At 64.6% G+C, this 24,740-nt stretch carries 25 protein-coding genes, 1 tRNA gene and 1 other RNA gene; 9 read left to right on the top strand and 18 right to left on the bottom strand.

Annotated elements, in window-relative coordinates; genetic code table 11:
- Nucleotides 1–94: 94 nt before the first annotated feature.
- From JY451_11645 to ffs, 5 genes are all read right to left on the bottom strand, one after another.
- The gene (locus JY451_11645; protein ID QZH74332.1) at nucleotides 95–940 is read right to left on the bottom strand and encodes an energy transducer TonB; all 846 of its coding nucleotides are present in this window, start codon (nucleotides 938–940) and stop codon (nucleotides 95–97) included.
- 96 nt (nucleotides 941–1,036) lie between these two features.
- Complete coding sequence (locus JY451_11640; GenBank protein QZH74331.1) at nucleotides 1,037–1,870, bottom strand: hypothetical protein; 834 nt, start codon at nucleotides 1,868–1,870, stop codon at nucleotides 1,037–1,039.
- Between the two features lie 9 nt (nucleotides 1,871–1,879).
- Nucleotides 1,880–2,218: a YbaB/EbfC family nucleoid-associated protein gene (locus JY451_11635; GenBank protein ID QZH74330.1), complete on the bottom strand. Its 339-nt coding sequence runs from the start codon at nucleotides 2,216–2,218 to the stop codon at nucleotides 1,880–1,882.
- A 20-nt stretch (nucleotides 2,219–2,238) separates the two neighbouring features.
- Nucleotides 2,239–4,047 (bottom strand): DNA polymerase III subunit gamma/tau, encoded by a 1,809-nt coding sequence (locus tag JY451_11630; protein ID QZH74329.1) that lies wholly within the window; start codon nucleotides 4,045–4,047, stop codon nucleotides 2,239–2,241.
- 49 nt (nucleotides 4,048–4,096) lie between these two features.
- Nucleotides 4,097–4,191, bottom strand: an RNA gene (gene ffs, locus JY451_11625) — signal recognition particle sRNA small type.
- A gap of 110 nt (nucleotides 4,192–4,301) precedes the next feature.
- Between ffs and JY451_11620 the strand changes: the two genes are divergently transcribed.
- Complete coding sequence (locus JY451_11620) at nucleotides 4,302–4,703, top strand: hypothetical protein (GenBank protein ID QZH74328.1); 402 nt, start codon at nucleotides 4,302–4,304, stop codon at nucleotides 4,701–4,703.
- Nucleotides 4,704–4,724: 21 nt separating this feature from the next.
- On the opposite strand, the gene JY451_11615 is transcribed toward JY451_11620, so the two are convergent.
- The 3 genes from JY451_11615 to JY451_11605 form a co-directional block, all read right to left on the bottom strand.
- Complete coding sequence (locus tag JY451_11615) at nucleotides 4,725–5,003, bottom strand: ETC complex I subunit (GenBank protein ID QZH74327.1); 279 nt, start codon at nucleotides 5,001–5,003, stop codon at nucleotides 4,725–4,727.
- 166 nt (nucleotides 5,004–5,169) lie between these two features.
- Nucleotides 5,170–7,608 carry an ATP-dependent helicase HrpB gene (hrpB, locus tag JY451_11610; GenBank protein ID QZH74326.1) on the bottom strand — a complete coding sequence of 813 codons (2,439 nt, stop codon included), beginning with the start codon at nucleotides 7,606–7,608 and terminating at the stop codon, nucleotides 5,170–5,172.
- Between the two features lie 158 nt (nucleotides 7,609–7,766).
- Nucleotides 7,767–8,789 carry a polyprenyl synthetase family protein gene (locus JY451_11605; protein ID QZH74325.1) on the bottom strand — a complete coding sequence of 341 codons (1,023 nt, stop codon included), beginning with the start codon at nucleotides 8,787–8,789 and terminating at the stop codon, nucleotides 7,767–7,769.
- Between the two features lie 105 nt (nucleotides 8,790–8,894).
- Between JY451_11605 and JY451_11600 the strand changes: the two genes are divergently transcribed.
- Nucleotides 8,895–9,203 (top strand): chorismate mutase, encoded by a 309-nt coding sequence (locus tag JY451_11600; GenBank protein ID QZH74324.1) that lies wholly within the window; start codon nucleotides 8,895–8,897, stop codon nucleotides 9,201–9,203.
- Here JY451_11600 and JY451_11595 read toward each other — a convergent pair.
- Entirely contained in the window at nucleotides 9,200–9,703 is a 504-nt protein-coding gene (locus tag JY451_11595) for a hypothetical protein (GenBank protein QZH74323.1), read from the bottom strand. The two genes, JY451_11600 and JY451_11595, sit on opposite strands and share 4 nt — an antisense overlap.
- A 179-nt stretch (nucleotides 9,704–9,882) precedes the next feature.
- Here JY451_11595 and JY451_11590 point away from each other — a divergent pair, with 179 nt between their 5' ends.
- Together JY451_11590 and JY451_11585 are read left to right on the top strand one after the other, a co-directional pair.
- Nucleotides 9,883–10,998 carry a PAS domain-containing protein gene (locus JY451_11590; GenBank protein QZH74322.1) on the top strand — a complete coding sequence of 372 codons (1,116 nt, stop codon included), beginning with the start codon at nucleotides 9,883–9,885 and terminating at the stop codon, nucleotides 10,996–10,998.
- Complete coding sequence (locus JY451_11585) at nucleotides 10,995–11,375, top strand: response regulator (protein ID QZH74321.1); 381 nt, start codon at nucleotides 10,995–10,997, stop codon at nucleotides 11,373–11,375. The genes JY451_11590 and JY451_11585 overlap by 4 nt, the downstream gene beginning before the upstream one ends.
- A 6-nt stretch (nucleotides 11,376–11,381) precedes the next feature.
- On the opposite strand, the gene JY451_11580 is transcribed toward JY451_11585, so the two are convergent.
- From JY451_11580 to JY451_11565, 4 genes are all read right to left on the bottom strand, one after another.
- Complete coding sequence (locus JY451_11580) at nucleotides 11,382–12,692, bottom strand: HAMP domain-containing histidine kinase (protein QZH76701.1); 1,311 nt, start codon at nucleotides 12,690–12,692, stop codon at nucleotides 11,382–11,384.
- 178 nt (nucleotides 12,693–12,870) lie between these two features.
- Nucleotides 12,871–13,548 (bottom strand): response regulator transcription factor, encoded by a 678-nt coding sequence (locus JY451_11575; protein QZH74320.1) that lies wholly within the window; start codon nucleotides 13,546–13,548, stop codon nucleotides 12,871–12,873.
- A gap of 100 nt (nucleotides 13,549–13,648) precedes the next feature.
- Nucleotides 13,649–13,969: a hypothetical protein gene (locus JY451_11570; GenBank protein QZH74319.1), complete on the bottom strand. Its 321-nt coding sequence runs from the start codon at nucleotides 13,967–13,969 to the stop codon at nucleotides 13,649–13,651.
- Nucleotides 13,970–14,044: 75 nt separating this feature from the next.
- Nucleotides 14,045–14,761, bottom strand: coding sequence for an SIMPL domain-containing protein (locus JY451_11565; GenBank protein ID QZH74318.1), 717 nt, complete (start codon nucleotides 14,759–14,761; stop codon nucleotides 14,045–14,047).
- Between the two features lie 111 nt (nucleotides 14,762–14,872).
- Between JY451_11565 and JY451_11560 the strand changes: the two genes are divergently transcribed.
- Entirely contained in the window at nucleotides 14,873–16,858 is a 1,986-nt protein-coding gene (locus JY451_11560; protein QZH74317.1) for an ABC-F family ATP-binding cassette domain-containing protein, read from the top strand.
- Between the two features lie 77 nt (nucleotides 16,859–16,935).
- Nucleotides 16,936–18,093: a hypothetical protein gene (locus tag JY451_11555; protein QZH74316.1), complete on the top strand. Its 1,158-nt coding sequence runs from the start codon at nucleotides 16,936–16,938 to the stop codon at nucleotides 18,091–18,093.
- Between the two features lie 5 nt (nucleotides 18,094–18,098).
- Here JY451_11555 and JY451_11550 read toward each other — a convergent pair whose 3' ends face one another.
- Nucleotides 18,099–18,572 (bottom strand): hypothetical protein, encoded by a 474-nt coding sequence (locus JY451_11550; GenBank protein QZH74315.1) that lies wholly within the window; start codon nucleotides 18,570–18,572, stop codon nucleotides 18,099–18,101.
- Between the two features lie 108 nt (nucleotides 18,573–18,680).
- Between JY451_11550 and JY451_11545 the strand changes: the two genes are divergently transcribed.
- Both JY451_11545 and JY451_11540 read left to right on the top strand, forming a co-directional pair.
- A complete protein-coding gene (locus JY451_11545; protein QZH74314.1) occupies nucleotides 18,681–19,253 on the top strand; it encodes a helix-turn-helix transcriptional regulator in 573 nt (190 codons plus the stop codon).
- A 9-nt stretch (nucleotides 19,254–19,262) separates the two neighbouring features.
- Nucleotides 19,263–20,456, top strand: coding sequence for a glycosyltransferase (locus JY451_11540; protein ID QZH74313.1), 1,194 nt, complete (start codon nucleotides 19,263–19,265; stop codon nucleotides 20,454–20,456).
- A 41-nt stretch (nucleotides 20,457–20,497) separates the two neighbouring features.
- Here JY451_11540 and secF read toward each other — a convergent pair whose 3' ends face one another.
- From secF to yajC, 3 genes are read right to left on the bottom strand one after another with little or no spacing between them, the layout of a single operon-like run.
- Entirely contained in the window at nucleotides 20,498–21,475 is a 978-nt protein-coding gene (gene secF, locus JY451_11535) for a protein translocase subunit SecF (GenBank protein QZH74312.1), read from the bottom strand.
- A gap of 13 nt (nucleotides 21,476–21,488) precedes the next feature.
- Nucleotides 21,489–23,090: a protein translocase subunit SecD gene (secD, locus tag JY451_11530; GenBank protein QZH74311.1), complete on the bottom strand. Its 1,602-nt coding sequence runs from the start codon at nucleotides 23,088–23,090 to the stop codon at nucleotides 21,489–21,491.
- Nucleotides 23,091–23,113: 23 nt separating this feature from the next.
- Nucleotides 23,114–23,437 (bottom strand): preprotein translocase subunit YajC, encoded by a 324-nt coding sequence (gene yajC / locus JY451_11525; GenBank protein QZH74310.1) that lies wholly within the window; start codon nucleotides 23,435–23,437, stop codon nucleotides 23,114–23,116.
- Between the two features lie 159 nt (nucleotides 23,438–23,596).
- Between yajC and JY451_11520 the strand changes: the two genes are divergently transcribed.
- A tRNA-Pro gene (locus JY451_11520) sits at nucleotides 23,597–23,673 on the top strand.
- 439 nt (nucleotides 23,674–24,112) lie between these two features.
- Here JY451_11520 and JY451_11515 read toward each other — a convergent pair.
- Entirely contained in the window at nucleotides 24,113–24,739 is a 627-nt protein-coding gene (locus tag JY451_11515; GenBank protein ID QZH74309.1) for an NAD(P)H-dependent oxidoreductase, read from the bottom strand.
- Nucleotide 24,740: the final 1 nt, after the last annotated feature.

Raw genomic sequence — 24,740 nt, 5'->3', positions numbered from 1 at the left:
ACGCGGCGCGCGGGTGCTGCCGCCATGCTTGACCCGGAATATGGGGGCACCCGCGGCGCGGTGCAACGGGGGGTGGCTGGGGAGGTGTGGACGGTCAGCTTATCGAATAGATCACGTTGCTGGACCAGAACCCAAAGGTGGGCTCCCCTTGCGGACCGAGCGCGGGTTCGAAGCGCGCATACTCAGCCAGCGCCGCACAGGCGACAGCCGCGAAGTCCTCATTGGTGAGTGCATTGAAAATCGCACATCGCTCCACCCGTCCCTCCGCATTGATCAGAAGAGTGACGGCGAGACTTGCCTCCCGTCCCTGAGCCAAAGCTCTGCGCGGGTAGTGATTTATAATCTGTCTGGTCCATGCCTGCCGGTCAAGGGGAGTTGGCGGTCTTGTCAGGGCTCCCAGGATAGCAAGGTCTACGCCCCAGCCGGTGATCAGTTCGTCCATGCAGGTCCGCAAGGCTTCCATCGCTGCATGCATACTGCCGGTTTTCAGAAAGACCGGCTGGGCAAAAGCATTGTCGATCTGGAACCCGCGAATCTCGCTTTCTCGCGCATTGCGCGCTGCGTCGTCCAGCCGATAGATGGCCTCACCTTCTACACCCCTGCTCAAAGGCGACACACGGCCGTAGAAGCCCCGCATGTTGCTTTCGCCGGTGATGAAAGTCGGAGCAGGCAGTTCGCTTGGTTCTCCGGGGATCGACGCAATTGCAGGTGTTCGCCGGGAAAGTTCGAGTTGGTCGCTCGCCACCATCATCCTCGCGGTTTCACCCGGAGAGAACTGGCGCAGCTCGAACAGCACGCGCTGGTTCTCGGCGCCAAATCCGCGCATCAAAGCGCAGCTATCGTCTGCGTAATCGAGGTTCCACGGCGATGCGGGATCGAGTTCGAGCACTGGTGTGCCAGCTTCCTGCGCCAAGGCGGGATTGCACAGGAGCAATGCCACTATCACAGCGGTCGGGATTGATGATGTTCGCATTAGCCTCTCCCGTTTCACCGCCGCCCGTCTCCGACATCCAGCTTAGCTCGTCAAATTCGGCTCTCAATTCAGCTGATGTGAAACAACCGTTGTCCAGTAACTCCTGATCGGATCACCACTAGCATCGAGTGCCGGATCGAAGCGGGCCAGGCGAGTCAGTCTTGCGCATGTCCAGTCCCTAAGCTCTTGCGAACCCATGCCGGCCTGGATGTGGCACTCACTGGCGCGACCATGGGTTTCGACGATCAAGCGGACATTGAAAAAAGACTCGTCGCCCGTGCGCGAGATCGGGCTAGGCCACGCTCCGCTGACTTCCCGCTCGATCCAGTCGCTGATACGGTTGAGGTGTGGTCGGCGCGTCAAACTGTGGTGTGCTTCAACATCGATACCCCAATGCGATATCAACTCGTTCGTGCAGCGTTCCAATGCTGGGAGGGCTTCGTCCATTCGCCCGATTTCGAGAATGACTGTTTCCTCGAATATTCCCGTAAAGCCGACACTCGTGACCGGATCAGATTGCTGTCCAAGTCCACTTTCGGAATAGAAAACGATGCCGGAGCCTCGTTCAGCAATCTGGATGGGAAGAAATGTTCCAGCCGAGCGCGTCTCTGCGACAGAATTCAGAAAGTATCGAGGATTGAAGGGAGAAACCTCCCTTCCCTCGCTCACAATCACGAAGCGCAGGCCTCCTGAGGGCTCAAACTGCCGAATCTCAAGCGATACGCGATCGGTGGCATTGGTGAAATCGCGGCTCAAGGCGCAACTGTCGTCGTCGTAATTGAGCGTCCAGTCGGAATCGGGGGACAGCGTAAGAGCTTCCCTCCCATCCTGGGCCGATACGGATGCGCTCGTCCACGTCAAGGCGACCGCAGCCACCAAGAGAGCAGCGAGACGCATCACCACCCCTCACATCCCCGGCAGATTAAACCCCGGCGGCAGGCCCAGCCCTTGCTGCATTTCCGCCATGTGTTCGCCCGCCTTGCGGTCCGCCTTGTCGCGGGCGTCGTTGAAGGCGGCGGTGACGAGGTCTTCGAGGATCGACTTCTCCTCCGCCACCATCAGGCTGTCGTCGATCGACACGGCGATAATCCGGCCGCGGGCGCTGGCGCGGACTTTCACCAATCCGCCGCCCGACGTGCCTTCGACCTCGATGTTGTCGAGCTTCACCTGCGCGTCCTGCATCTGCTGCTGGATCTTCTGCGCGGCTTCCTGCGCGGCGCGCATCATTTCTTCGATATTCTGCATGGGGGGTTCCTTTCAGGGGTTCAGGCGCGGCGCGTCCAGTCTTCGCGGCCGCGCGGGGGTTCCTTGCTCTCGACCATTTGCGCATCGGGGAAGGCGGCAAAGGCGGCTTCCACCAGCGGGTGATTGCGAATGCGATCGGCCTCGGCGCGGCGTGCGGCTTCCTGCGCTTCGACCAGCGTTGGTGCGCCCTCTCCCTCGGAGCGGATCACTTCCCAGCGGGTGCCGAACACTTCCTGCAGGCCCTGCCGCAGTTCGGGAGCGATGTTCTCGCCGAAGCCCGGCGGCTGGGCATATTCGAGGCGGCCGGGTTCGAGCGCGATCACCCGCACCTGCATCCGCAGCATGGTGGCGAGCGACATCGCATTGGGCAGGTGCGACTGGTCGATCCGCTCCACCACCTCGGCCCATTGCAGCGCTGCCGGGGCATTGCCAGGAGCGCCCGCGCCGGGACTGCCCGCCGCCGCCGCGCCGCCGCTCATCACGAAATCCTTCAGTTCGCGCGCCAGCTTCTCCGGATCGGGCATGTCCGCCGCGTGCATCACCCGCAGCAGCGCCATCTGCGCCGAAACCAGCGGATCGGGGGCGGTCTTGACCTCATCATGGCCCTTGAGCAGCAATTGCCACAAGCGGTGGATCTGCCCGGCGGAGAGCCGCTCGGCCCAGCTTGCAATCGCCGCGCGCTCTTCTTCCGAAGGCGCGTCGGCCCCGCCGATCTGCGCCACGGCTACGCGGTGGGTGAATTCCATCAGCGAACGCAGCAGCGACAGCGGCTCCACCCCCAGCGCATACTGGTCGGCAATCGCTTCGAGAAGCTTGCGCGGCTCACCCTCCAGCAGGTGCTGGAACAGCCGCCGCTGCGCGCCCCGGTCCGCCAGCCCGAGCATGTCGCGCACCTTGCCTGCGCGGACCATGGCCGCCGAACCGTCGCTCTCCATGTCGGCATGGGCGATGGCCTGGTCGAGGATCGACAAGCCGTCACGCACCGAACCTTCGGCCGCCGCCGCGATCATCGCCAATGCATCGGCTTCGGCTTCGACGCCTTCCTGTTCGCAAACCCAGCCGAAATGGCCTTGCAGCATTTCGGCAGGTATCCGCCGCAGGTCGAACCGCTGGGTGCGGCTGAGCACGGTGACAGGGAGCTTGTCCACCTCGGTGGTGGCGAACAGGAACTTGACGTGCTCGGGCGGCTCTTCCAGCGTCTTGAGCAGGCCGTTGAACGCCTGCTTGGAGAGCATGTGCACTTCGTCGATGATGTAGATCTTGTAGCGCGCGGAGACGGCAGCGTAGCGCACCGCCTCGATGATCTCGCGGATATCGTCGATGCCGGTGTGGCTGGCGGCGTCCATCTCGATCACGTCGATATGGCGGCCCTCGGCAATCGCGCGGCACGGCTCGCACTGCCCGCAGGGATCGATGGTCGGCCCGCCCTGCCCGTCCGGCCCGACGCAATTGAGCGCCTTGGCGATCAGCCGCGCGGTGGAGGTCTTGCCCACCCCGCGCACGCCGGTCATCAGGAAGGCATGCGCCAGCCGCCCGCGCGCAATGGCGTTGGCGAGCGTGCGGACCATCGGTTCCTGCCCGATCAGTTCGCTGAAGGTCTGCGGGCGGTATTTGCGCGCGAGGACGCGATAGGGCTGGCCGCTGTGTTGTGCTTGCTGGGGAACGGGCGCCGCCTTGGGCTCAGGTTCGGCTTGGGGTTCGGGCAAGTCGCCGAACATCGAATTCTGCCCAGCCGCTTCGAGTTCGGCGGCAGAAGGCGCAGAATCTTCCGGCTCGTCTGCATCGAGAGCCCATGGCGGGGTATCCGGGTTTTCCGGGGAATCACTCATGCAGCAAGACTAGGGCCTAGCCGCACGAATGTCATCGCCACAATCTGTTGAAAAAGGAGCCGGGCGACCCGCTGCCATCTACCTGGGCTGCTACCTTCCGGTCCTGACCCGGTGAGCAGACGCGAACGTCCACCCGACTCCCGTTGCGGCATCTAGTGCCTGATCGCCGGACTTGCAACCCGCGCGCAAATGGGGGTTTCCTGCCAGAGAAAATCTGCCACACACTACACTCGGGAAAGAGGGGATTACACATCATGAAGAATGCGATTCTGACCACCGCGCTGCTGTTGGCGCTAGCGGCGTGCAATGGCGAAGACGCAACCGAAGCGGGAGAAGCAGATGCCACGGCAACCGAAACGGCTGCTGGCGATGGTCCCGCTGCGGATGCCGCTGCTCCGGGAGGCAAGTCCTCCGGCGAGGAAGCAACCGAAGCAGCCGCCACGGGTGACGCAGCCCCGGGCAAGGCCGACGGTGCGACGCAAACCGAGGTCGATTTCGGCGACGACAGCAGCCAGTGGGCCAATGATGGTGAATGCGACGATCCCCGCTTCGAGGGGCCGGGCATGACCACGACGCCGCTGCTCGATTCGGACATCCGTCACGATGCCACTGACTGCCGCGAAGCATTCGAACGCGGCGACCTTACCTTGCGCTGATCCGAGAAGGGCCTGCGCCGGTCAGCGGAAGTTGTCGGCGTAGGCCTGGATCTTGAGCTTCTTCGGCGGCACGGTGTGGACCCGCGCGGCGATGCCGTACTTGTCGGCATAGGCCTGCGCGGCTTCGGCGCTGGGGAAAGTCAGCTGCACCTGCTGCTGGGTGTCGCCGCTGCCGGCCCAGCCCATCAGCGGATCGGGCCGCTTGGCTTCGGACTGGTTGAAATCGAGCACCCATTCATCGGTGCGCGCCTTGCCGGACTGCATGGCGTTTTTCGGGCGTTTGTAAATGCGGGCTTCCATCGCGAATCCTTGGCCATGAAGTGAAGCGAAAATCAACCCCTCCCGCCTGCGGGAGGGGAGCGAGACTTGCCGAACCGAAGGTGAGGCTTAGTCGCAGCGAGGTGGGCTTGCTCGACCAGCGGTGACAGGCCCACCCCCAACCCCTCCCGCAAGCGGGAGGGGAGTCTTAGCGACTGCGCTCAAACGCGTTCTTCGTCTTCAGGCTCGGCTTTTCGAGCCACGGTTGCTCGGGCCAGCGATGCTTCGGGTAACGGCCCTTCATGTCGCGGCACACGTCCGCCCACGAACCGCGCCAGAAGAGGGGCAGGTCGCGGGTCGCCTGGACGGGTTTGCCGCCGGGGCTGGTGAGATGGAGCAGCAGCGGGGTGCCGCCGATCATCGGGTGCTGGTCGAGCCCGAACAGCGCCTGCACGCGTACCTCGATACTGGGGGCATGTTCGCCTGCGTAGTCGATAGGGTGACTGGCGCCTGCCGGACTGGTGAAGTGTCGCGGCGCGGCCTTGTCGAGGTGCTGGCGTTCGTCCCACGAAAGCAGGCCCAGCGCGGCATCGGCATAGCGCGAGGGCGGCAGGTCGAGATCGCGCCTGTCCGTGAGCAACGGCGCCAGCCATTCCCCGGCGCGCTCGGTCAGATTTGCTTCCGACAGCGCCGCAATCCCGGCAAACCGCGCCCGCGCCAGCAGGTCCGGCGGCAGCAGTTCCCGCAGCCGTTCCACAGCCTTCTGCACAAGAATATCCACAAGCGCCTGCCGGTCGGGATCGGGGTCCGGCCCGCTCGCTAGCGTGATCGCGCCCAGCCGACGCTCGCGTCGCGCTTCGGCCCGGCCCTCGGCGGCGTTCCAACGGGCGACAGATCGCGCTTCGATCCGGTGAGCGAGGTGTTTCTCGACATCTTGCTGCGAGAGCGTCGCCGCGGAAGTGATCCGCGCACCCTTGGCCTGCCCCTGCGCATCGCCGATCACCAGCCACTCGGCACGCGCCATCGGTGAGGCGGGGTCGAGCGTGAAGCCGCGTCCGCCTGCGGAAATCCAGTTCTCGCCGGAAGCATCGCGGCGGCGGGCGATCATGTCCGGGCGACCTGCGGCGAGGAGGATTGCGGGGGTCACTGACCGTCCCCCGGTTCCCCCCGAAGGGAGGGTACAAATTGCGCTTGCCCGCTTCGCCCAGCCTTCCGCCAGTCGCAATGCCCCCTGCGCACGCGCCGAACGCTCGCCCTCCCAGTGCAAGAGCCGCGCCTCAAGGTCTTCCGAGCGCCCGCCCAGCCCACGTTCCTGCAACAGCACCGCCAGCTTGGCCGCCAGCAGTGCCGCGCCTGCCTCCGCCCCGGCGAGCAGCATGGCCGCCTGCCACGGTTCCATCGGCAGGGCCGCGATCCGTTCCCCGTGCGGAGTCAGCGCACCGGCAGCATCGAGCGCCCCCAGCGCCGCCAGCCGTTCGCGCGCACTGGCGACCGACGGGGCGGGAGGGAGATCAAGCCAATGCAGGCTGGCCGGATCCGTGACGCCCCACTTGGCAAGGCTCAGCACCAGTGGCGCGAGATCGGCGGTGAGCATTTCCGGCGGATCGAACTCGGGGCGCCCGGCGTGGCCCACCTCTTCCCACAAACGATAGGCGACCCCCGGCCCCTGCCGCGCCGCGCGCCCTGCCCGCTGCGCTGCCGCCGCGCGGCTGGCGCGGTGGGTGACGAGGTGCGTGGTGCCCGCAGCCCGATCGAATTCCGCGCGCCGCGCCTGCCCGCTATCGACCACCACCGAGACGCCTTCCAGCGTCAGCGAGGTTTCGGCGATGCTGGTGGCAAGCACGATCCGGCGGCGGCCTTCGGGATCGCGGCGGATCGCGGCGCGCTGTTCGGGCGGTTGCACTTGCCCGTGGAGCGGCAGGATCGGCACCTGCGGCAGCCTTTCGGCCAGTCGCTCGCGCACCCGCTCGATCTCGCCCACGCCGGGGAGGAAGGCGAGCACGTCGCCCGTCTCCTCGCGCCAGGCGGTGAGAACGGCGGAAGTCATCGCTTCGTCGAGACGTTTTTCGGGCGAGGCACCCAGCCAGCGGATGTCCAGCGCCCAGGCCTTGCCCTCGCTTTCGATCACCGGGGTCTGCGCCCCCATCAGCCGCGCGAACCGCGCCCCGTCGATGGTGGCGCTCATCACGCCGATGCGCAGGTCCTCGCGCAGCACCTGCTGGCATTCGAGCGCCAGCGCGAGGCCGAGATCGCTGTCGAGATGCCGTTCATGCGCTTCGTCGAACAGCAGGCAGGAAATGCCCTTAAGCTCCTGATCTTCCAGCAGCCGATTGACGAGGATCGCCTCGGTCACGACGAGAATGCGGGTGGCCTTGCTGGTATTGCTGTCGAGCCTTGTGAGATAGCCGACGTGCTGCCCGACTTCCTCGCCCAACAGCTGCGCAATCCGCTCCGCCGCCGCGCGCGCGGCAACCCGGCGGGGGCTGGTGAGGATGATTTGGCCGGTGCACCATTCTTCGCCGAGCAGCGCTGGTGCCACGGCGGTGGTCTTGCCTGCACCGGGTGGCGCGACGAGCACCGCGGAATTGCCTTCGCGCAGCGCTGCGAGAAGGTCCGACAGGACGGCGTGGATGGGGAGGTTTTGCATCAGGCCCAATACGTAGCCGTCATTGCGAGCGGAGCGAAGCAATCCATCTCCAAAGCTTGTGGTTGAGGCGGTCGTGGGAGATGGATTGCCGGGTGGCCTTTGGCCCTCTTCGAGTCCGCCTTCGGCTCCTCGCAATGACGAGCAATAGAGGGCTGGACCTAGTACCCCCGCGCCACCGCGAACTGCGCCGCTTCCACCATTGCCCGGCGGGCGGCGGAATCGGGGAAGATCGCGAGCGCATCGCAGGCGCGCTGGGCGAAGTGGCGGGCGCGTTCGCGGGTGGCGGAAACGCAATCGTGGCGGCGGATCAGCTCCACCGCGTGGGCGAGATCGGCATCCTCGTTGGCAAAACCGGCTATGGCATCGCGCCAGAACCGGCGTTCTTCCTCGTCCCCGCGCGCATAGGCGAGGATCACCGGCAGGGTCATCTTGCCTTCGCGGAAGTCGTCGCCCCGGTCCTTGCCCATTTCAGCGGTGCCGCTGTCGTAATCGATGGCATCGTCCACCAGCTGGAAGGCGATGCCGAGATTGCGGCCGTAATCGTCGAGTGCCATTTCCTCCGCTTCGGGCCGTTCGGCGACCACGGCGGCGATGCGGCTGGCGGCGGCGAACAGCGCGGCGGTTTTCGCGCCGATGATGTGGAGATAGCGTTCCTCGCTGGTCTCGATCCGGCGCTGGGCGGTGAGCTGGTCGACTTCACCCTGGGCGATGATCGCGCTGGCGCTGGAGAGGATCTTGAGCACCCGCAGGCTGCCATCCTCCACCATCAGTTCGAACGCGCGGCTGAACAGGAAATCGCCCACCAGCACAGTGGCGGGGTTGCCGAAGATGATGTTCGCCGCTTCCTTGCCGCGGCGCATTTCGCTGCCGTCGACCACATCGTCGTGCAGCAGGGTGGCAGTGTGGATGAATTCGACCGCGGCGGCGAGCTTGTGGTGACGCGTGCCCTGGTAGCCGACCACCTGCGCCCCGGCGAGCGTGAGCATCGGCCGCATCCGCTTGCCACCGCCGCTGATGAGGTGCCCGGCAAGCGCCGGAATCAACGGGATTTCGCTCTGCATCCGGTCAAGGATGATCGCGTTCACCGCATTCATCGGCGTGGCGGTAAGCGTCAGGATCGGCGTGAGCGTGGGCCGCTCTTCGCCATTCGTGCGCTTCAGGGGGACGACATTGTCGCTCATCCGGGCCTCATTGGCGGCGCGGGAGGGTGTTGGCAAGCTGGCATTTCTGCCGCATGGGATCGGGCAAAGCGATCACCCTTTTTCGAGACGGACGTTAGCCCAAGCATGACCGATCCTGCCACCGATGCCCAGCTTGCCAGCTTCCGCCGCAGCATCGACAATATCGACGCCGCGCTGATCCACATGCTGGCCGAACGCTTCCGCATCACCCAGGCTGTGGGCGAATACAAGGCGCGCACCGCCCTGCCCCCCGCCGATCCGGACCGCGAGGCGCGGCAGATTGCCCGGCTGCGCAAGCTGGCGGCGGAGGCCGATCTCGATCCCGAATTCAGCGAGAAATTCATCCGCTTCGTGATCGATGAAGTGATCCGCCACCACCAGCGCGCGCGGGACGACAGCCAGCCCGCGGGTTAGGCAGTCTCGCCGGGTCCGCGCCTGCGGTCGCGGCGATCGCGCCGGTCGCGCCGTTCGCCACGCCGTTCGCCACGCCGGTCGCGCCGGGCATCACGGGCGTCTTCGCGGCGGTCACGGCGGTAGTCGCGAGCATCCTCGCGCCGATCGCGGCGATATTCGCGCCGGTCGTCACGCCGCTCACGGCGATAGTCCGCGCGCCGATCCTGGTAGCGCTCGTAACCGCTCCAGTTGTCGGCATAGCGGCGGCCGGAAACGCGGCGTGCCAGCCAGTAATTCTGATGATGCCGCGCCCAGCGGTGGCGCGCGCCGCGCCGGTCATACACGTAGTATCCGGTGCCCGGGTAATAGTAGTCGTCGTACCAGCCGTAATAGGGTGAATTGTACCCCACGCCGACCGACACGCCCGAATAGCCGTAATTGTCATGGCCGTAGCTGGAACAGGCACCGAGACCGAGCGAGGCGGCAACGGCGAGGGTGGCTCCCAAAAGTCTGGGTGACATGCTCTCTCTCCGCAATAGTTGAGTATTGCGAGTTACTTACTCTTACAGTTATGCACCGGCGCTGAATGCATTTGAAAGGTTTCCGCGGCCTCATCTTCCGCGCGGCTTTGCGCTGGCAAGGGAACCGAACCACACCAACTTGCGTTAATCCGGCAAATCAATTTCGCAGAAGTGTACCCATGTCTGACAATCATGATCACGAGGCCCCGTCCTTGCGGCCGGAGGCACCGCACCCGTCACACCGCGAGCCGCCGGCCTACGATCCAACGCCGCAGAAGTTTCGTGCCGAGCGCGGAACCGACGCCTTCGACGGTGCCTCTGCCGCGCTGTTCGAACAGGCGATGGGTCAGACGCGCATGGCCATCGTGCTATGCGACCCGAACCTTCCGGACATCCCGATAGTTTTCGCCAATCGCGGCTTCCGCCAGCTGAGCGGCTATCCCGAAGAGGAAATCATCGGCCGCAATTGCCGCTTCATGCAGGGGCCAGAAACCGATCCCCGACAAGTCGCGCGCATTCGCGAAGCGATCCGCAACGAGGATGTACTGGTCGTCGAAATGCTCAATTACCGGCGCGACGGCACACCGTTTTGGAATGCGCTGCACCTCGGCCCGATCTACGATCAGAATGGCAAGTTGCTGTATTTCTTCGGTAGCCAGTGGGACGTTTCAGACGTGCGCGCCGCGCGGGCGGAGCAGCGCCATTCGCGCGATATGGCGCGCGAACTGTCGCACAGGATGAAAAACATGTTCTCGGTCATCTCCGGGATCGTCAACATCACCGGGCGGATGCGCGGGATCGAGGACGAGGCGCGCGAAATCAACGAGCGGGTGCAGGCACTCGGGCGCGCCTACGAAACAACGCTGGACGAGGCTTCGACCGGCAATATCGCCATCGGCCCCGCGATCCGCGCGATCCTGCTGCCCTATGCGGAGCAAGACGGGCGGCTGGCGCTCCGCGGCAACGGACAGTCAGTTCCCTTCTCGGTGGTATCGAGCGTGGGCCTCGCACTGCACGAACTGGCAGCCAATGCCATCAAGCATGGGGCCTGGTCGGTGAAAGGCGGGCACGTCGATGTCGACTGGTTTCTGACGGAAAAGGAAGGACAACGGGTGCTCGAAGTAACCTGGGAAGAAAAAGGCGGCCCGATCGTGAGCGAACCTGCTGGCAAATCCGGGTCGGGAAACGAGATCATCAACCGGATGGTGCGCTATGGTGGCGGAAGCACGCAGCGCGACTGGCATCCGGAAGGACTGCAGGCCACGCTGACCTTCCCGCTGGGGCCGGTACTATGAAACAGCCCTGCAATATGCTCCTGCTGGAGGACGAACCCCTGATTCTGATGGATCTGGAATTCGCGGCGGAGGATCGCGGCTGCACCCCCCACTGCGTCACCGATGTTGCCGGTGCCTTGGCGCTGATCAACGCCGAGCCCGGCATCGATGTCGCCATCATGGACGTCTCATTGAAAAACGGAGAAACCTGCGTCGCCGTGGCCGAAGAGCTGGAGCGGCGAGGTATTCCCTACCTCCTCCACTCGGGGGATCTCAACCGGGCGGATGAAACGATTTCAAAGCTCGGCCGGCACCACATCCCCAAGCCCGCCGATTCGCTCAAGGTGATTGAAGCCGCAATCGCGCTTCTAGAGCCAGAGGCGCAAGCGATTAGGTAAGCAAGCCTAGCGGGCCCGAGGCAGGCTCAGTTTCACCAGCAGGCCGCCCAGATCTTCGCTCTCGTGCAGCGATACGGTGCCGCCGTAAATCTCCGCGACATCGCGGACGATGGCGAGGCCCAGCCCGGTCCCGGGCTTGCCGGTATCCAGCCGCGCCCCGCGTCCGAAAATGGCCTGGCGATCCTTGGCGGGAATGCCCATGCCATCATCCTCGATCCAGATCAGGCACTCCTCGGCCTCCGGCTCGGCATCGACGGTGATGAACACCGAACCGCCGCCGTATTTAGCCGCGTTTTCCACCAGGTTGCCCAGCAGTTCGTCGAGATCCTGCCGCTCCATCGCGACATCGGTCGGCTTACCCGCAATGTCGAAACGAACATGGTGATAAAGCCGCGAGACTGCGCGTTCCACGCCCAGCGCGCTTTCCATTGCATCGGTGCGCGCCAGCCCGGTTGCTCGCCGCCCCACCGCTCGGGCGCGCGCCAGGTGGTGATCGACGTGACGCTGCATCACATCGGCTTCGCGCAACACCGCCTCGGCCAGGTCGGGTGCATGGGCGTGGGCCGCGTTGTTGAGCACGGTGAGCGGAGTCTTGAGCGCGTGGGCGAGATTGCCCGCATGGGTGCGCGCTTCCTCGGCCTGCCTCTCCGAATGGGCGAGCAGCGCGTTCAATTCCTCCACCATCGGCTGTACTTCCAGCGGTAGCGGCTCGGTGACGCGGTTGAACCCGCTCGAACGGATGCGCGCAATCGCCTCACGCACCCGGCGCAGGGGGCCCAGCCCGTACCAGGTTTGCGCCGCCGCCATCAGGAACAGGCCGATGCCGAGCACCGCGAAGGACCACGCCACAGTTGCGCGTACCGTGGCGATCTGGCTGTCGATATCGGCACGTTTCTGCGCCACCACGAATTGCCAGCGCACATCGCTGCCCGGCAGGGTGACGGTGCGCTGGGCGATCCGCAGCGGTTCACTGGGAAACTGGTCCGAATCATAGAAGATCGGCTCGACAGCATTTGCATCCTCGCGGACTTGCAGCCGGTCGTCCCACAGGCTGCGCGAGGGATAGGGTTCATATCCTTCGCCGCTGATCTGCCAGTAGGAACCGCTCCCCGGCTCCAGATAGTTCTGATCGCCCAGGATCGAATTGAACCGCACTTCGCCGAACGGATCGAGCTCCGCCGAACGCAGCATCGAATTGAGCGGGATCACCAGCCGGTTGTCGAATTCGGCCTGCAACTGATTGGTCAGCACCCGGTCAAGCGCGACTCCGCCCAGTGTCAGCAAGGTGAGAATCCAGCCCGCCGCGATCAGCATCATCCGGCGCGACAGACTGCCGGTGTGGGCGATGACAGGTTCCGGCACCGGTTCGGGCGGCACCGGTTCGGGCCGCACCGGTTCAGACGTCACAGGCACGGGCTCGGGCGTCACTTCCGCGGAAGCAGCGTTCCCCCCATCGTGCGGGACATCACCGGCGCCGCCGCCGCTGTCGCTTTCACTATTCGCGCGGCTGGTCGTCGGGGTCGTCGAGGCTGTAACCGAGGCCACGGATCGTCGTAATTACGTCTGCACCCAGTTTCTTGCGAATACGGGTGACGAAGACCTCGATCGTGTTCGAATCGCGATCGAAGTCCTGGTCATAGATATGTTCGATAAGTTCGGTGCGGCTGACCACCTTGCCCTTGTGGTGCAGCAGGTAGGACAGCAGCTTGTATTCCTGCGCCGTCAGCTTGACCGGCTCACCCGCCAGCGTCACCCGGCCCGATCGCGTATCGAGCCGCACCGGCCCGGCGGTCAATTCGGACGAAGCATTGCCCGATGCCCGGCGGATCAGCGCGCGCAGGCGCGCGATCAGTTCCTCGGACTGGAACGGCTTGGCGAGATAGTCATCCGCCCCGGCGTCCAGCCCGGCCACCTTGTCTGACCATGAATCGCGCGCGGTCAGCACCAGCACCGGGAACTTGCGCCCCTCCTTGCGCCACATGCCGAGCACGGTCAGGCCGTCGATTTCCGGCAGGCCAAGATCGAGCACCACCGCATCATAATCCTCGGTGCTACCCATGAAGTGGCCGTCCTCCCCATCGGTGGACAGGTCGATCGCATAGCCATTCTGTTCCAGCGTGCTCTTGAGCTGCTGGCCCAGCGTTGGCTCGTCCTCAACGATCAGGATGCGCATTCAGAAAATCCCCTCAGACATACCCGCGATAGGTGGGCGTTGAACATGAACGCGTCAAGCTGGTGGCTGGTTTCCTGTGGGGACTAAGGTGGGGAAATAATCAGCGCGAGATGCGCAGCACGCGCGCCGTCTGGGCATCGACATCGACCCAGATCATCCGCCCGTTCCGGATGAACTTCAGGCGATAGACCAGCGCGGTGGAATCGTATTCGAAACCGATATATTCGTCATCGGGCCGCATCTGCGGAATGATCCGCCGCTCGATATCGCGGATCGGCAGGTTGCGCCCCGCCTGCATTTCGGCCCGCGCGCTGTTCTGGTCGCCCCGTCCCCGGTCGAACGCCTGCGCCGAGGCGGGCACAGCGGCAACGGCAGCGGCGAGCGCGACAGCAGCAAACAGGGTGTGCGGCAGTTTCATCATGCCGCTGTGCCTAAACCGGGAGCGTTGAACAAGGTGTGAATTCGTCCAACGCGTCCCGTTCAGGCCGGTAGCGGCCTACTCGACGAAAGCGTAGGTGAAGTTTACCGTGATGCCCGCCTGCACCTGGCCCGGACGAACCGGTGTGGAGGAGTCTGCACGGGCAGCAGTAACCTGGATCGCCTCCTGATAGGGCATCGGTCTTCCCGGCATCACGTTTTCGCTGATTTCCAGCAGGCGGACATCGGAATATCCGGCCATCCGGGCATAGTCGAGCGCCTGGGTGCGGCCGGTGGTGAAGGCCGCCTGCCGCGCCTGCACCATCGCCGGGGCCGGATCGTCCACCGCCCAGCCGATGCCGCCGATATCGTTTGCGCCGACTTCCACCAGCGCATCGAGCACGTTACCCGTCCGATCGATATCGCGCACCACCACGTTGACGCGATTGGTCACGCGGTAACCGCGGAATTCCTGCACCTGCGTGCCGTCGTTCCATTGGTATTCGGGATTGAGGTTCACGCCACTGGTCTGGATATCGTCCTCGTCGATGCCGAGCGCTTCGATCCGGTCCACCACGCGGTTCATCGCCTGCGCATTCTGCCGCATGGCTTCGACCGCCGTGGGGGCAAGCGTCGTCACCCCGGCTGAGAGGTTGGCGATATCGGGATCAAGCGACACCGTTTCGGTAACGGCGAGCGCGACAATCGGCCCGGTGGACGTGACTTCGACTTCGGCCTGCGCGGGGGCCGCCATCATCATGGCCGCAGCGAGAGCGGGAACGGCAAACTTCTGCATAGGGAAACTCCACGTGAGAAAGCGCAGCATTTGCGCCCGCACCGATAACGCGGGGCTGAACGATTGCGTTCCTTGCCAGCCCGCCTTGCTACGCCTACCTGCCCCGCCGACATGGCCGAACCACCGATCCTCTCGCTCGAAGGCATGGGCCTGCAACAGGGCGGCCGCTGGCTTCTGGGCGATCCCGCAAAAGGAGACGGGCTGGACCTGCATATCGGCCCGCGTGACCGGATGGCGCTGATCGGCCGCAACGGGGTGGGCAAGACCACGCTGCTACGGCTCATCACCGGTGAGATCGAACCCGATCGCGGGGTGCGCAAGATCAAGCCTTACGCCAATGTGGTATGGCTGGAGCAGGAACCCGATTTCGCCAAGTGCCGGACCCTGATGGACTATGCACTTTCGGGTGATCGCGCACCGACCGAACATTCGGTCGATGCCATTGCCAGCCAGCTCGGCATCGACATGACCACCGACGCGGCAACCGCCAGCGGCGGCGAGCGACGCCGCGCCGCCATCGCCCGCGCGCTGGCGCAGGAGCCGGACCTGCTGCTGCTGGACGAACCGACAAACCATCTCGACCTCGCCGCTATCGACTGGCTGGAATCATGGCTCGACCGGTTCAAGGGCGCCTTTATCGTCATCAGCCATGACCGCACCTTCCTCAAGCGGCTGACCCGCGCGACCCTGTGGCTCGACCGGGGCAATCTGCGGCGCAAGGATGTCGGCTTCGGCGGCTACGAGGCGTGGGAAGAGCAGGTCTATGCCGAAGAAGCCCGCGCCGCCGAGCGGATGGACGCACGATTGAAGCTGGAAGCGCACTGGCTCGAACGCGGGGTCACCGCGCGGCGCAAACGCAACATGGGGCGGCTGGAAAAGCTGTTCGAAATGCGCGCCGCCCGCGCGGCGATGATCTCCCCCGGCGGCGCCGCCAAGCTGACACTGGCAAGCGATTCCGAGTTCAAAAGCAAGTCGGTGATCGTCGCGGACAACATATCTAAGTCCTACCATTCCCCCTCCCGCTTGCGGGAGGGGTCAGGGGTGGGGGCGAGCGAAGCGAGCCTTGCACACACTCAGGCCCACCCCCAGCCCCTCCCGCAGGCGGGAGGGGAGTCGCGGACCATCATCAAACCCTTCTCTCTCCGCATCCAGCGCGGGGACCGGATCGGCATCGTCGGCGCGAACGGTGCAGGCAAGACCACGCTGCTCAAGATGCTGACCAAGGAAATCGAACCCGACACCGGCACTGTCACCCACGCCCGTACGCTGAGCGGCGTGACCATCGACCAGCAACGCTCGCTGCTCGATCCGCAGAAAAGCGTGCGCGACGTGCTGGCGGAAGGCGGCGACTGGATCGACGTGCGCGGCACCCGCAAGCACGTGCAGGCCTACCTCAAGGACTTCCTGTTCGATCCGGGCTTAGCGGACGCGAAGATCGGCACCTTCTCTGGCGGCGAACGCAGCCGCCTGCTGCTGGCGCGCGAATTTGCCCGCACGTCGAACCTGCTGGTGCTGGACGAACCGACCAACGATCTCGATCTGGAAACGCTCGACCTGTTGCAGGAGGTGGTGGCCGATTACGAAGGCACGGTGCTGATCGTCAGCCACGATCGCGATTTCCTTGATCGCACGGTCACGGTGACGCTGGGGCTGGACGGCAGCGGCACGGTGGACGTGGTCGCGGGCGGATACGAGGACTGGGCGGCGAAGCGGAAGGCGGCTGCACGTGGGCGCAAATCTTCTCCCATCCCGCTGGCGGGGACTCGAAGAGGGGGCGAAGCCCCAGCGGTTGGGGGTGGGCCTGAGTCCCCACAAGGCTCGCTTCGCTCGCCCCCACCTCCGGCCCCTCCCGCCAGCGGGAGGGGGAGCAAGAAACTCTCGTACAAGGACCAGCGCGATTACGAGTTGCTTCCCGCCCGCATCGCCGAACTGGATGAGCTGATCGCCAAGGGCGAGGCCGCCCTCGCCGACCCCGCGCTCTACAGTGCCGATCCCGCCAGGTTCGCGCGCATCTCCGGCTCGCTCGACAAGGCGCGCGAGGAGAAGGAGGCGGCAGAGGAACGCTGGCTGATGCTTGCAGAGCAGGTCGAAGGCTGAGCACCGCCGAGTTGTAAAGACGGGATTAACCGCGTTTGCTCACGGCGTTTGCACCAAAACTGGGCACAAGCCAGCACATGGGCATTGCTGCATCCTCCGCACTCCGGGCCGATACCGGAGCCAACGGGCCTGCTTACGGCAGTCTGGAGGGCCTGGGCGGGCCGCGCGTGTTCAAGAAGAAGCCGGTACTGGTGCTCGATCCCGATGAGTTGGAAGCTGCCCACGCGCTGTTCCACGATGCGGGCGCGGAATTGCTGGGCGAAGAAGTCGAACGCGCGCCGCGCCCGGTTTCGATCCTCGGCCTCGCACCGATGGACGACGATCCCGAAGAGCTTGGCCATTCGGACGAGGTGGACGACGACGCCGATGACGACTTGCCCTCGCCCGAAGCCGTACTGTCGCTGACTCGGCGCAAGACCCCGCTTCCCGAACTCGACTATGTCGAGGATCTGGAGGAAGAGGGCTATGCCCTGGGCGATTTCGAGGCCCTGGGCGAACTGCCCGCCGATGGCTTCATCAACGACGGGCTCGATCTTTCCACCCGCATCTTCCCCTCGCTCCCGATCCGCGAAGTGGTGGAAGAGGAATTGGAGGAATTCACGTTCCGGCCGGTCGAAGTGGCCAGACCCGCCGTGGTCATCCCCCCCGCTCCGCCCGCGCCGGTTGCCCGCGCGCCCGAACCCCCGGTAACGCCGCTTGCCCCGATGCCGATCAGGCCCGCCATGGTCCGGCACGAGCTTCCACAGGTCGAAGCCAAGGCTCCGGTGGAACCATTCGCGCCCGTGCCAGAACCCCGCTTCATCCCGCCCGCGCCGCCCGAAAAACTGGAAGCAGTCCCCGAAAAGCCGCGCCCTGCCCGGTTCGAAGAACTCAATCCGGCCAAGGATTACGAGACGCCCGAAGAAGTGCTCGATCTGGATAGCTGGCTGGCCGGAGCGGAGCAGCAATCCGAGCCGGAGCCCGAACCCGGTCCGGGGCCCGAAGCGCAAGCCGAACCCGTTGCCGACCATACCGATCATGTTGACGACAATTTCGATGGCTACGCCTTCATGCGAGACCAGCGCCCGCGCCGTGCGGTGCTCCAGGCAGCGCAGGAAGGGCGGCAAAGCGCCCTGCGTGCCAAACTTTTACGCGAAGCGGAACAGGAAGCGGCCGAAGCGCGCAAGCGGAAAGCGGAACCATCGAACTCGGTGCTGCTACGCTGCTGGAACTGGCTGCGCGGCCTGTTCGGCTGATACGCTCAGGAAATCCGGTAGAAATCCGCCACCCGGTCCAGCGCCAGCCGGAGCACAAGCTTGCCGCTGCGTGCGGGCCAGCCGAGTGCTTTCTCCGCTGTCGGCAAAGATTCCCCGGCGCAGACCACGCGCCAGAGCACGTCCTCCAGCCCTCGCCCCGCCTGCGCCAGTGCGCCGTCGAACCGCGCCCGCGCGGCGACCTGCCGCTCGCCGCCGGTCAGGCCCTGCTCACCCGTTCCGGCAATTCGCACCGGGTCCCAGCGCATGGTGATCGAGGGGCTGAGCTGCGCCCGCTCGTAATCTGCGCGCAGCCGCTCGCCCGCGTCGAACAGCCGCGTGTCGATATGGCCGTGCGCGTGGAGCCAGCCGAGCGGGCTTTCGGCGACATTCACCGTCACGCTGCGCCGCCGCCGCCCGACCCCGCCGCTGCGGCGCGGGCCTTCGGATGTGAGTTCGCGTTCAACCAGTTCGCGCTGCATGGCATTTTCCCTTCGCTGTTGGAAAGGCCCCTTGCAAAAGCGAATCGGTTGTAGGAAAGCTGAATTTCCAACCAATCCGGTTAGTTCGCCCATTGAGAAAGCGACGCCATGATCAATCGCATCCGCGACATCCGCAAGCAGAAGGGCATGACGCTGGCCGAAGTCGCCGCCGCCTGCACCCCACCCACCACCGCGCAGACGATCGGGCGGCTGGAGACGGGGATGCGCAATCTCTCGCTGGTGTGGATGAACCGGATCGGCGCGGCGCTGGGAGTGGACCCGGAAGCGCTGGTGAAGCCGGGCGACACGGCGCAGCCGCAGGTGATCGCGCGCCTCACTAGTGCCGGGGCGGAAAGCCTTGGCAAGCCGCGCGATGCGATCCTGCCGACCGAACTGCTCGATTCTGGCGCGCTGGTCTGCGTCGAAATCGAAGCGGGCCAGGGCGAGTACCGCAGCGGCGACCAGTTGTGGATGCGGCAGGTGTCTCCCGATGCGACGGCCTCGTTGATTAACCGGGACGTGCTCGCCCCGCGTTCGGGCGGGCGGTTCGCCTTCGGACGGCTGATCGACCGGCAGGGCAATTATGTCGGGCTGCTGCCGCCGGGGATCGGCCAGCGGCAGATCGTGATCGACAGCCCCGCCTGGCTGGCGGTGGCAGAGATGCTGGTGCGCAAGCTGTAGCGCCACAAGATGCCCCGCGTCCTTTCCATCGCCACGCTCTATCCCAACGCGCATGTGCCGCGTTTCGGGACCTTCGTGGCGCGCCAGCTGGAAGCGCTCGCCGCGCGGGACGGCTGGGATGTGACGGTGATCAATCCGATCGGCGTGCCGCCAGTGCCGATGCCGCGCTACAAGCCGCTCGCCGCAGCGGCCATCAGCGGAGTGGAAGCCGGAGTGGACGTGCGCCGTCCGCGCTTCACGCTGATCCCGGCGGTGGGCGGGCCGTTCAACCCGGCCATGATCGTGCGCGCCGCCCTCCCCCTCGCCCGCCAGCTCCACGCCCGCGAGCCCTTCGATCTTGTGGATGCACAGTTCTTCTACCCCGACGGCTCTGCCGCCGCGCGGATCGCCGCCGAGCTCGGCCTGCCGCTGAGCATCAAGGCGCGCGGAGCTGACATTTCGCACTGGGGCGGCAAGCCCTATGCGCTGAAGAAGATGCGGCGGGCGGCGCAGCAGGCGGCGGGGCTGTTGGCGGTGAGCAAGGCGTTGGCCGAGGACATGGCGGTGCTGGGCCTGCCGCGCGAGAAGATCACCGTGCATTACACAGGCCTTGATCGCGACCTGTTCCGCCCGCTTGACCGAGCCTCAAGCAGACAGCGGATCGCGGACGAGTTCGGGATTGCCCTGGGTGACGACGAAAAGCTGATCGCCTGCGTCGGCGCGCTGATCCCGCGCAAGGGGCAGCAGCACCTTGTCGATATTGTCGCCGGATTACCGAAGGTTCATCTCGCTCTCGTGGGCACCGGGCCGGATCGCCAGTTATTGGAGGGGGATGTTGCGCGGCTTGGCGTTTCACACCGTGTGCATTTCCTCGGCAGTCTTGACCACGGCAGGCTTCCGTTGGTCTTGAGTGCAAGCAATGTGATGGCGCTTAACTCCGCCAGCGAGGGACTGGCCAATGCCTGGGTGGAAGCGCTCGCCTGCGGAACACCGCTGGTCATCACCGATGTCGGCGGAGCGCGGGAGCTGGTATCCGATGCCAGCGCCGGACGCGTCGTGCCCTACACGCCGACTATCGACATCAGCTATTTCGAGAACGCGATACGCGAAGTGCTGACGGCAAACTACCCGCAGGAAGAAGTCGCAGCCAACGTCGCGCAATTCAGCTGGGAAGCCAACGCGGCGGAGCTGGCCACCTATTACGAAGGGCTGATCGCCCGCTAGGCTCACCCCCGGCCCCTCCCGCAAGCGGGAGGGGAGAAACCCTAGACTTCCCCGCGCGCTTTCCGGTCCTGCCGGTCGGCCAGCGTTTCCTGCGGCACGAAGCTGTCGCCCGTCACGCCCAGCCAGATCAGGATCGGCGCAGCCATATAGACCGAGGAATAGGTCCCGACGAAAATCCCCAGCGTGATCGCGGCGACCAGCCCGAACAGGCTCGCCGGGCCAAACAGCAGCAGCGGCACCAGTGCAACCAGCAGCGTGAGCGAAGTCATCACCGTGCGCGCCAGCGTTTCGTTGACAGACAGGTCGAGCAGCTCCGGCACCGGCATTTTCCGGTATTTTTTCAGGTTTTCGCGGATACGGTCGTAGATGACGATCGTATCGTTGAGCGAATAGCCGATGATCGCGAGGATGGCGGCGATGATTTGCAGACTGAATTCCAGCTGGAACAGTGCGAACATGCCCAGCGTCAGCGATACGTCGTGGAACAGCGCGAACAACGCCCCCACCCCGAACTGCCATTCGAAGCGGATCCAGATATACAGCGAAATCGCCAACATGGCGGCAAGTAGCGCATAGAGCGCGGTACTGCGGAACTCACCCGATACCTTGCCCGAAACCGTATTGTTGCTGTCCACGCGGAAATCGGCATGGGCGGCAGTGACGGTGGAGATGATCTCTTCCGAAATGCGGTTTGCAGCGGCGGGATCCCCGGAGACATCATCGGGCAGCCGTACCCGGATCGAAACCTGGTTCGCCTCGCCGAAGCGCTGGATCACCGGTTCGCCATAGTCGAGCGTGCTCAGCGTCTCGCGCAGTTCGCCAACCGGGGCTTCCGCTTCCTGTTCGAAAGTGCCGGTGATTTCCTGGCCGCCAGCAAAATCGACACCGTAATTGAGTCCCTTGGTCAGCACCAAGGCCCAGCTTGCCGCAATCAGCAACAGGCTGACGACGTAGAACGGCATTCGCCATTTGAGGAATTTGATGTTCGTATCGTCGGGGACGAGCTTGAGCAGTTTCATGGTTCTCTCTCCCCTAGATGTGGATTTCGGAGGGGCGCTTGGCCTTCAGCCACATCGCCACCCACATGCGGGTGAGCGTCACGGCGGTGAAGACGCTGGTGAACAGCCCGATAATGAGCACCACGGCAAAGCCGCGGATCGGGCCGGAGCCGAACAGGAACAGCAACACCCCGGCGATGAAATTGGTCATGTTGGCGTCGTAGATCGCGCGGCTGGCTTCCTTGTAGCCGGTTTCAACTGCCGCCACCACGCGCCGCCCGCGCTTTCGCTCTTCGCGGATGCGCTCGTAGATCAGCACGTTTGCATCCACCGCCGCGCCGATCGTCAGCACGAAACCGGCGATACCAGGCAGTGTGAGCGTCGTGTTCATGAAGGCCATGATGCCGAGGATCATCAGCACGTTGAAAATGAGCGCCGCCGTGGCGTAGACACCGAAGCGGCCATAGGTGGCCACCATCAGCAGGATCACCAGGAGCGATCCAACCCCCATCGCAATCCCGCCCTTGACGATCGAATCCGCACCAAGATCCGGACCGACAGTCCGCTCCTCGATCACTGCCAGATCGACCGGCAGTGCGCCGGAACGCAACTGGATGGCGAGATTGTTGGCAGTCTCGACCGTGAAGCCGCCCGAAATCTGCGCCGAACCGCCGAGGATCGGTTCGTTGAATACGGGGGCGGAAATCACCTCGTCATCGAGGATGATCGCGAAGCGCTGGCCGACGTTCTCGGTGCTGAGCTGGGCGAAACGCGCGCCACCCTGCGGATCGAACTGGATCGACACCACAGGTTCGTTGGTCTGCTGGTCGAAGCTCTGCTGCGCGCCTGTCAGCGTATCGCCGCGAATGCCGCCAAGCCGCCGCACCGCTTCAAACTGGCCGGCAAAATCGGATTCGGCCGCATAAGGCACGATCTCGCTGCCCGGATTGGCAACACCCTGTGCGATGTCGGTCGGCAAGGCCTGCGCATCGACGAGCTTGAATTCGAGATTCGCAGTCTGGCCGAGCAGGTCCTTCAGCGCTTGCGGATCTTCAAGACCCGGCACCTGCACCACGATGCGGTTGTCGCCCTGGCGGATAATCGTCGGCTCGCGCGTGCCGAGCGCGTCGATCCGGCGGCGCACCACTTCGACCGCACTTTCCATCGCCCCTTCGACAGCGGTATCGAGGCCCTGCTCGGTAGGCGTCAGCACCATGCGATTGCCGTCGAGCACCTCCAATTGCCATTCGGCAACCACCCCGGTTCCGGCAATCACATTGCTGAGTTCATCGCGGGCCCGGTCGATATCGGCTGGACTATCAAGCATGAACGAAAGCCGGCCATCGGCCGTAGAGACATCGCCGATTTCAATGCGCGGATCGGCATCGGCCATCAGCTGGCGCATGGTCTCCTCGGTCGATTCCAGCCGCTGTTCGGCAACCTGGGCCGGGTCGGCTTCGAGCAGGATGTGGCTCCCGCCCGCAAGGTCGAGCCCGAGGTTGATCTGCGGCGCGTTGTCGAGAAAGTCCGGCAACGGCGTGTTGGTGAGCGCGGCGATCGAGGGAATGGCCAGCAGCGACAGCACAATCGTGCTGATCCAGAGCGTAAGGCGTTTCCAGAGCGGGAAATCGAGCATGATAGTGCTGGCCGGCTTTCGTTTCAGTCGTTGGCCGGCTTCGCGCCCGCGGGCGGCACGATATCGCCGATGGTGGACTTGACCACCTTCACCCGGGTGTTCTGCGCGATTTCGACTTCGGCATAGACGTCATCAACCTTGACGACCTTGCCCACTATGCCACCGGCAGTGACGACTTGGTCGTTCTTCTTGATCCCGGCAATCTTGGCCTGGTGCTCTTTCGCGCGTTTCATCTGCGGGCGGAACAGCAGGAACCAGAAGATCGCCACCATGCCTATGATCGGCAGGAACTGGACCCAGCCGGGAGGGGCAGCTTCTCCGGCTGCGGCGGCAAGAAATTCGAGCATGTGTGCGATCCATCCGGAACATGTGACTGGTCATTGCGAGGGAGACTTTTGCCCTCCCCCGCCGTTTGCGAGCCGCGCCTAGCAGCATTGCCGACAGGTGGCAATCGAGGCGCTTGCTATCAAGTCCTGCCCTTTCTATAGGCGCCCCTCCACTGGATTCGGGAAGTAGCGCAGCCTGGTAGCGCATCACACTGGGGGTGTGGGGGTCGCAGGTTCGAATCCTGTCTTCCCGACCAGTGGTTTCGATGACTTAGCGGTCATCTCCGGACGTCCCCCACGTCCGTGCATTCTGCCAGCAAGCACAAAACAATCACCACGCGCGATTTCGACCCGATAGGCTGAACTTGGCTGCGCGGTTGATCGCCCAGCAATGAACTGGTGGTCGATGAAATACGCTGGTGCGTCAGGCGGTTCAGGTTCGCAAATCTCCAGTGCCCACCTGGTGCGACAAAGATTTCCGTGAGAAGAGTGGTCTGAACAGCCGCCTCGCCAAGGTCGGGTCGAATAGGTCTTATGCAATTGGCGCAACAAAAGTGGCTCAAAAAGAGCGGATAATTCCGTCATTGGGAGACGAGTTACAGCAAGGCTGAAAGGAGTGTACGCGTCGATCCAGCGCTGGAAAGCCTGTGGTCTAGATCAAAGACAACAGGGGGCGGCCTGTCAGCCGCCCGGAGCCTAATCCACTGCCCAACGGCGGGCCAGCGCGATCGCGGCTTCGCCTGCAGCTTCCACCGCCTGCGCGACCACTTCTTCCGGGCCGAATGTCGGCGCAACCTGGATGCGGGCGACATCAGCGATGCCGATGAACCCCAGCCAGGCCGCAAGATAGGCGTATTGGTGGTCGAGCGCCGCCAGCGCGGGATCGGTGCCGAAGGGCATGGCGCTGGCTGCAATCACCAGCGCTCGCTTGCCTGCCGCCAGCCCCACGACATTTCCCGCCGCGTCGTTGCGGAAGGTCATGCCCGGCTGGGTTACCACATCGACGAAATGCTTGAGCCGGTAAGGAATGCCGAAGTTCCACATCGGCGTGCCGATGACGTAGGCATCGTGGTCGAGAAAATCCGCCGCGACCTGTCGTATCGCGTTCCATTCCGCCACAATAGCTTCGTCCACCGGCTCGCCGAACAGCAGGTTGTAGCGCCCTTCGATCATCTCGCCGCCGAGCGAGGGCAGGTCCGCCTGCCACAGGTCGAGGCGGGTGACCTCGGCACACGCGGGCAGGGCGGCCAGGAAGCGCTCTGCCACCGGGCGCGAGCGCGAACGGCTGGCGCGAGGACTGGCGTCGATATGCAGCACACGCATC

The sequence above is a fragment of the Erythrobacter sp. genome, from assembly GCA_019739335.1.
Taxonomy (GTDB): domain Bacteria; phylum Pseudomonadota; class Alphaproteobacteria; order Sphingomonadales; family Sphingomonadaceae; genus Alteraurantiacibacter.
The sequence above is the reverse complement of the archived record's forward strand: the minus strand, read 5'-3'. Positions and strand labels throughout refer to the sequence as shown.

Bases quoted from the DNA above. Each gene is read 5' to 3' on its own strand.
- JY451_11640 (QZH74331.1), bottom strand. From the start codon at position 1,870: ATGCGTCTCGCTGCTCTCTTGGTGGCTGCGGTCGCCTTGACGTGGACG.
- hrpB (QZH74326.1), bottom strand. From the start codon at position 7,608: ATGCAAAACCTCCCCATCCACGCCGTCCTGTCGGACCTTCTCGCAGCG.
- JY451_11605 (QZH74325.1), bottom strand. From the start codon at position 8,789: ATGAGCGACAATGTCGTCCCCCTGAAGCGCACGAATGGCGAAGAGCGG.
- JY451_11595 (QZH74323.1), bottom strand. From the start codon at position 9,703: ATGTCACCCAGACTTTTGGGAGCCACCCTCGCCGTTGCCGCCTCGCTC.
- JY451_11560 (QZH74317.1), top strand. From the start codon at position 14,873: ATGGCCGAACCACCGATCCTCTCGCTCGAAGGCATGGGCCTGCAACAG.
- JY451_11515 (QZH74309.1), bottom strand. From the start codon at position 24,739: ATGCGTGTGCTGCATATCGACGCCAGTCCTCGCGCCAGCCGTTCGCGC.
- JY451_11635 (QZH74330.1), bottom strand. From the start codon at position 2,218: ATGCAGAATATCGAAGAAATGATGCGCGCCGCGCAGGAAGCCGCGCAG.
- JY451_11555 (QZH74316.1), top strand. From the start codon at position 16,936: ATGGGCATTGCTGCATCCTCCGCACTCCGGGCCGATACCGGAGCCAAC.
- JY451_11565 (QZH74318.1), bottom strand. From the start codon at position 14,761: ATGCAGAAGTTTGCCGTTCCCGCTCTCGCTGCGGCCATGATGATGGCG.
- yajC (QZH74310.1), bottom strand. From the start codon at position 23,437: ATGCTCGAATTTCTTGCCGCCGCAGCCGGAGAAGCTGCCCCTCCCGGC.
- JY451_11620 (QZH74328.1), top strand. From the start codon at position 4,302: ATGAAGAATGCGATTCTGACCACCGCGCTGCTGTTGGCGCTAGCGGCG.
- JY451_11630 (QZH74329.1), bottom strand. From the start codon at position 4,047: ATGAGTGATTCCCCGGAAAACCCGGATACCCCGCCATGGGCTCTCGAT.
- secD (QZH74311.1), bottom strand. From the start codon at position 23,090: ATGCTCGATTTCCCGCTCTGGAAACGCCTTACGCTCTGGATCAGCACG.
- JY451_11550 (QZH74315.1), bottom strand. From the start codon at position 18,572: ATGCAGCGCGAACTGGTTGAACGCGAACTCACATCCGAAGGCCCGCGC.
- JY451_11590 (QZH74322.1), top strand. From the start codon at position 9,883: ATGTCTGACAATCATGATCACGAGGCCCCGTCCTTGCGGCCGGAGGCA.
- JY451_11580 (QZH76701.1), bottom strand. From the start codon at position 12,692: ATGATGCTGATCGCGGCGGGCTGGATTCTCACCTTGCTGACACTGGGC.
- JY451_11600 (QZH74324.1), top strand. From the start codon at position 8,895: ATGACCGATCCTGCCACCGATGCCCAGCTTGCCAGCTTCCGCCGCAGC.
- secF (QZH74312.1), bottom strand. From the start codon at position 21,475: ATGAAACTGCTCAAGCTCGTCCCCGACGATACGAACATCAAATTCCTC.
- JY451_11575 (QZH74320.1), bottom strand. From the start codon at position 13,548: ATGCGCATCCTGATCGTTGAGGACGAGCCAACGCTGGGCCAGCAGCTC.
- JY451_11545 (QZH74314.1), top strand. From the start codon at position 18,681: ATGATCAATCGCATCCGCGACATCCGCAAGCAGAAGGGCATGACGCTG.
- JY451_11540 (QZH74313.1), top strand. From the start codon at position 19,263: ATGCCCCGCGTCCTTTCCATCGCCACGCTCTATCCCAACGCGCATGTG.
- JY451_11615 (QZH74327.1), bottom strand. From the start codon at position 5,003: ATGGAAGCCCGCATTTACAAACGCCCGAAAAACGCCATGCAGTCCGGC.
- JY451_11585 (QZH74321.1), top strand. From the start codon at position 10,995: ATGAAACAGCCCTGCAATATGCTCCTGCTGGAGGACGAACCCCTGATT.
- JY451_11570 (QZH74319.1), bottom strand. From the start codon at position 13,969: ATGATGAAACTGCCGCACACCCTGTTTGCTGCTGTCGCGCTCGCCGCT.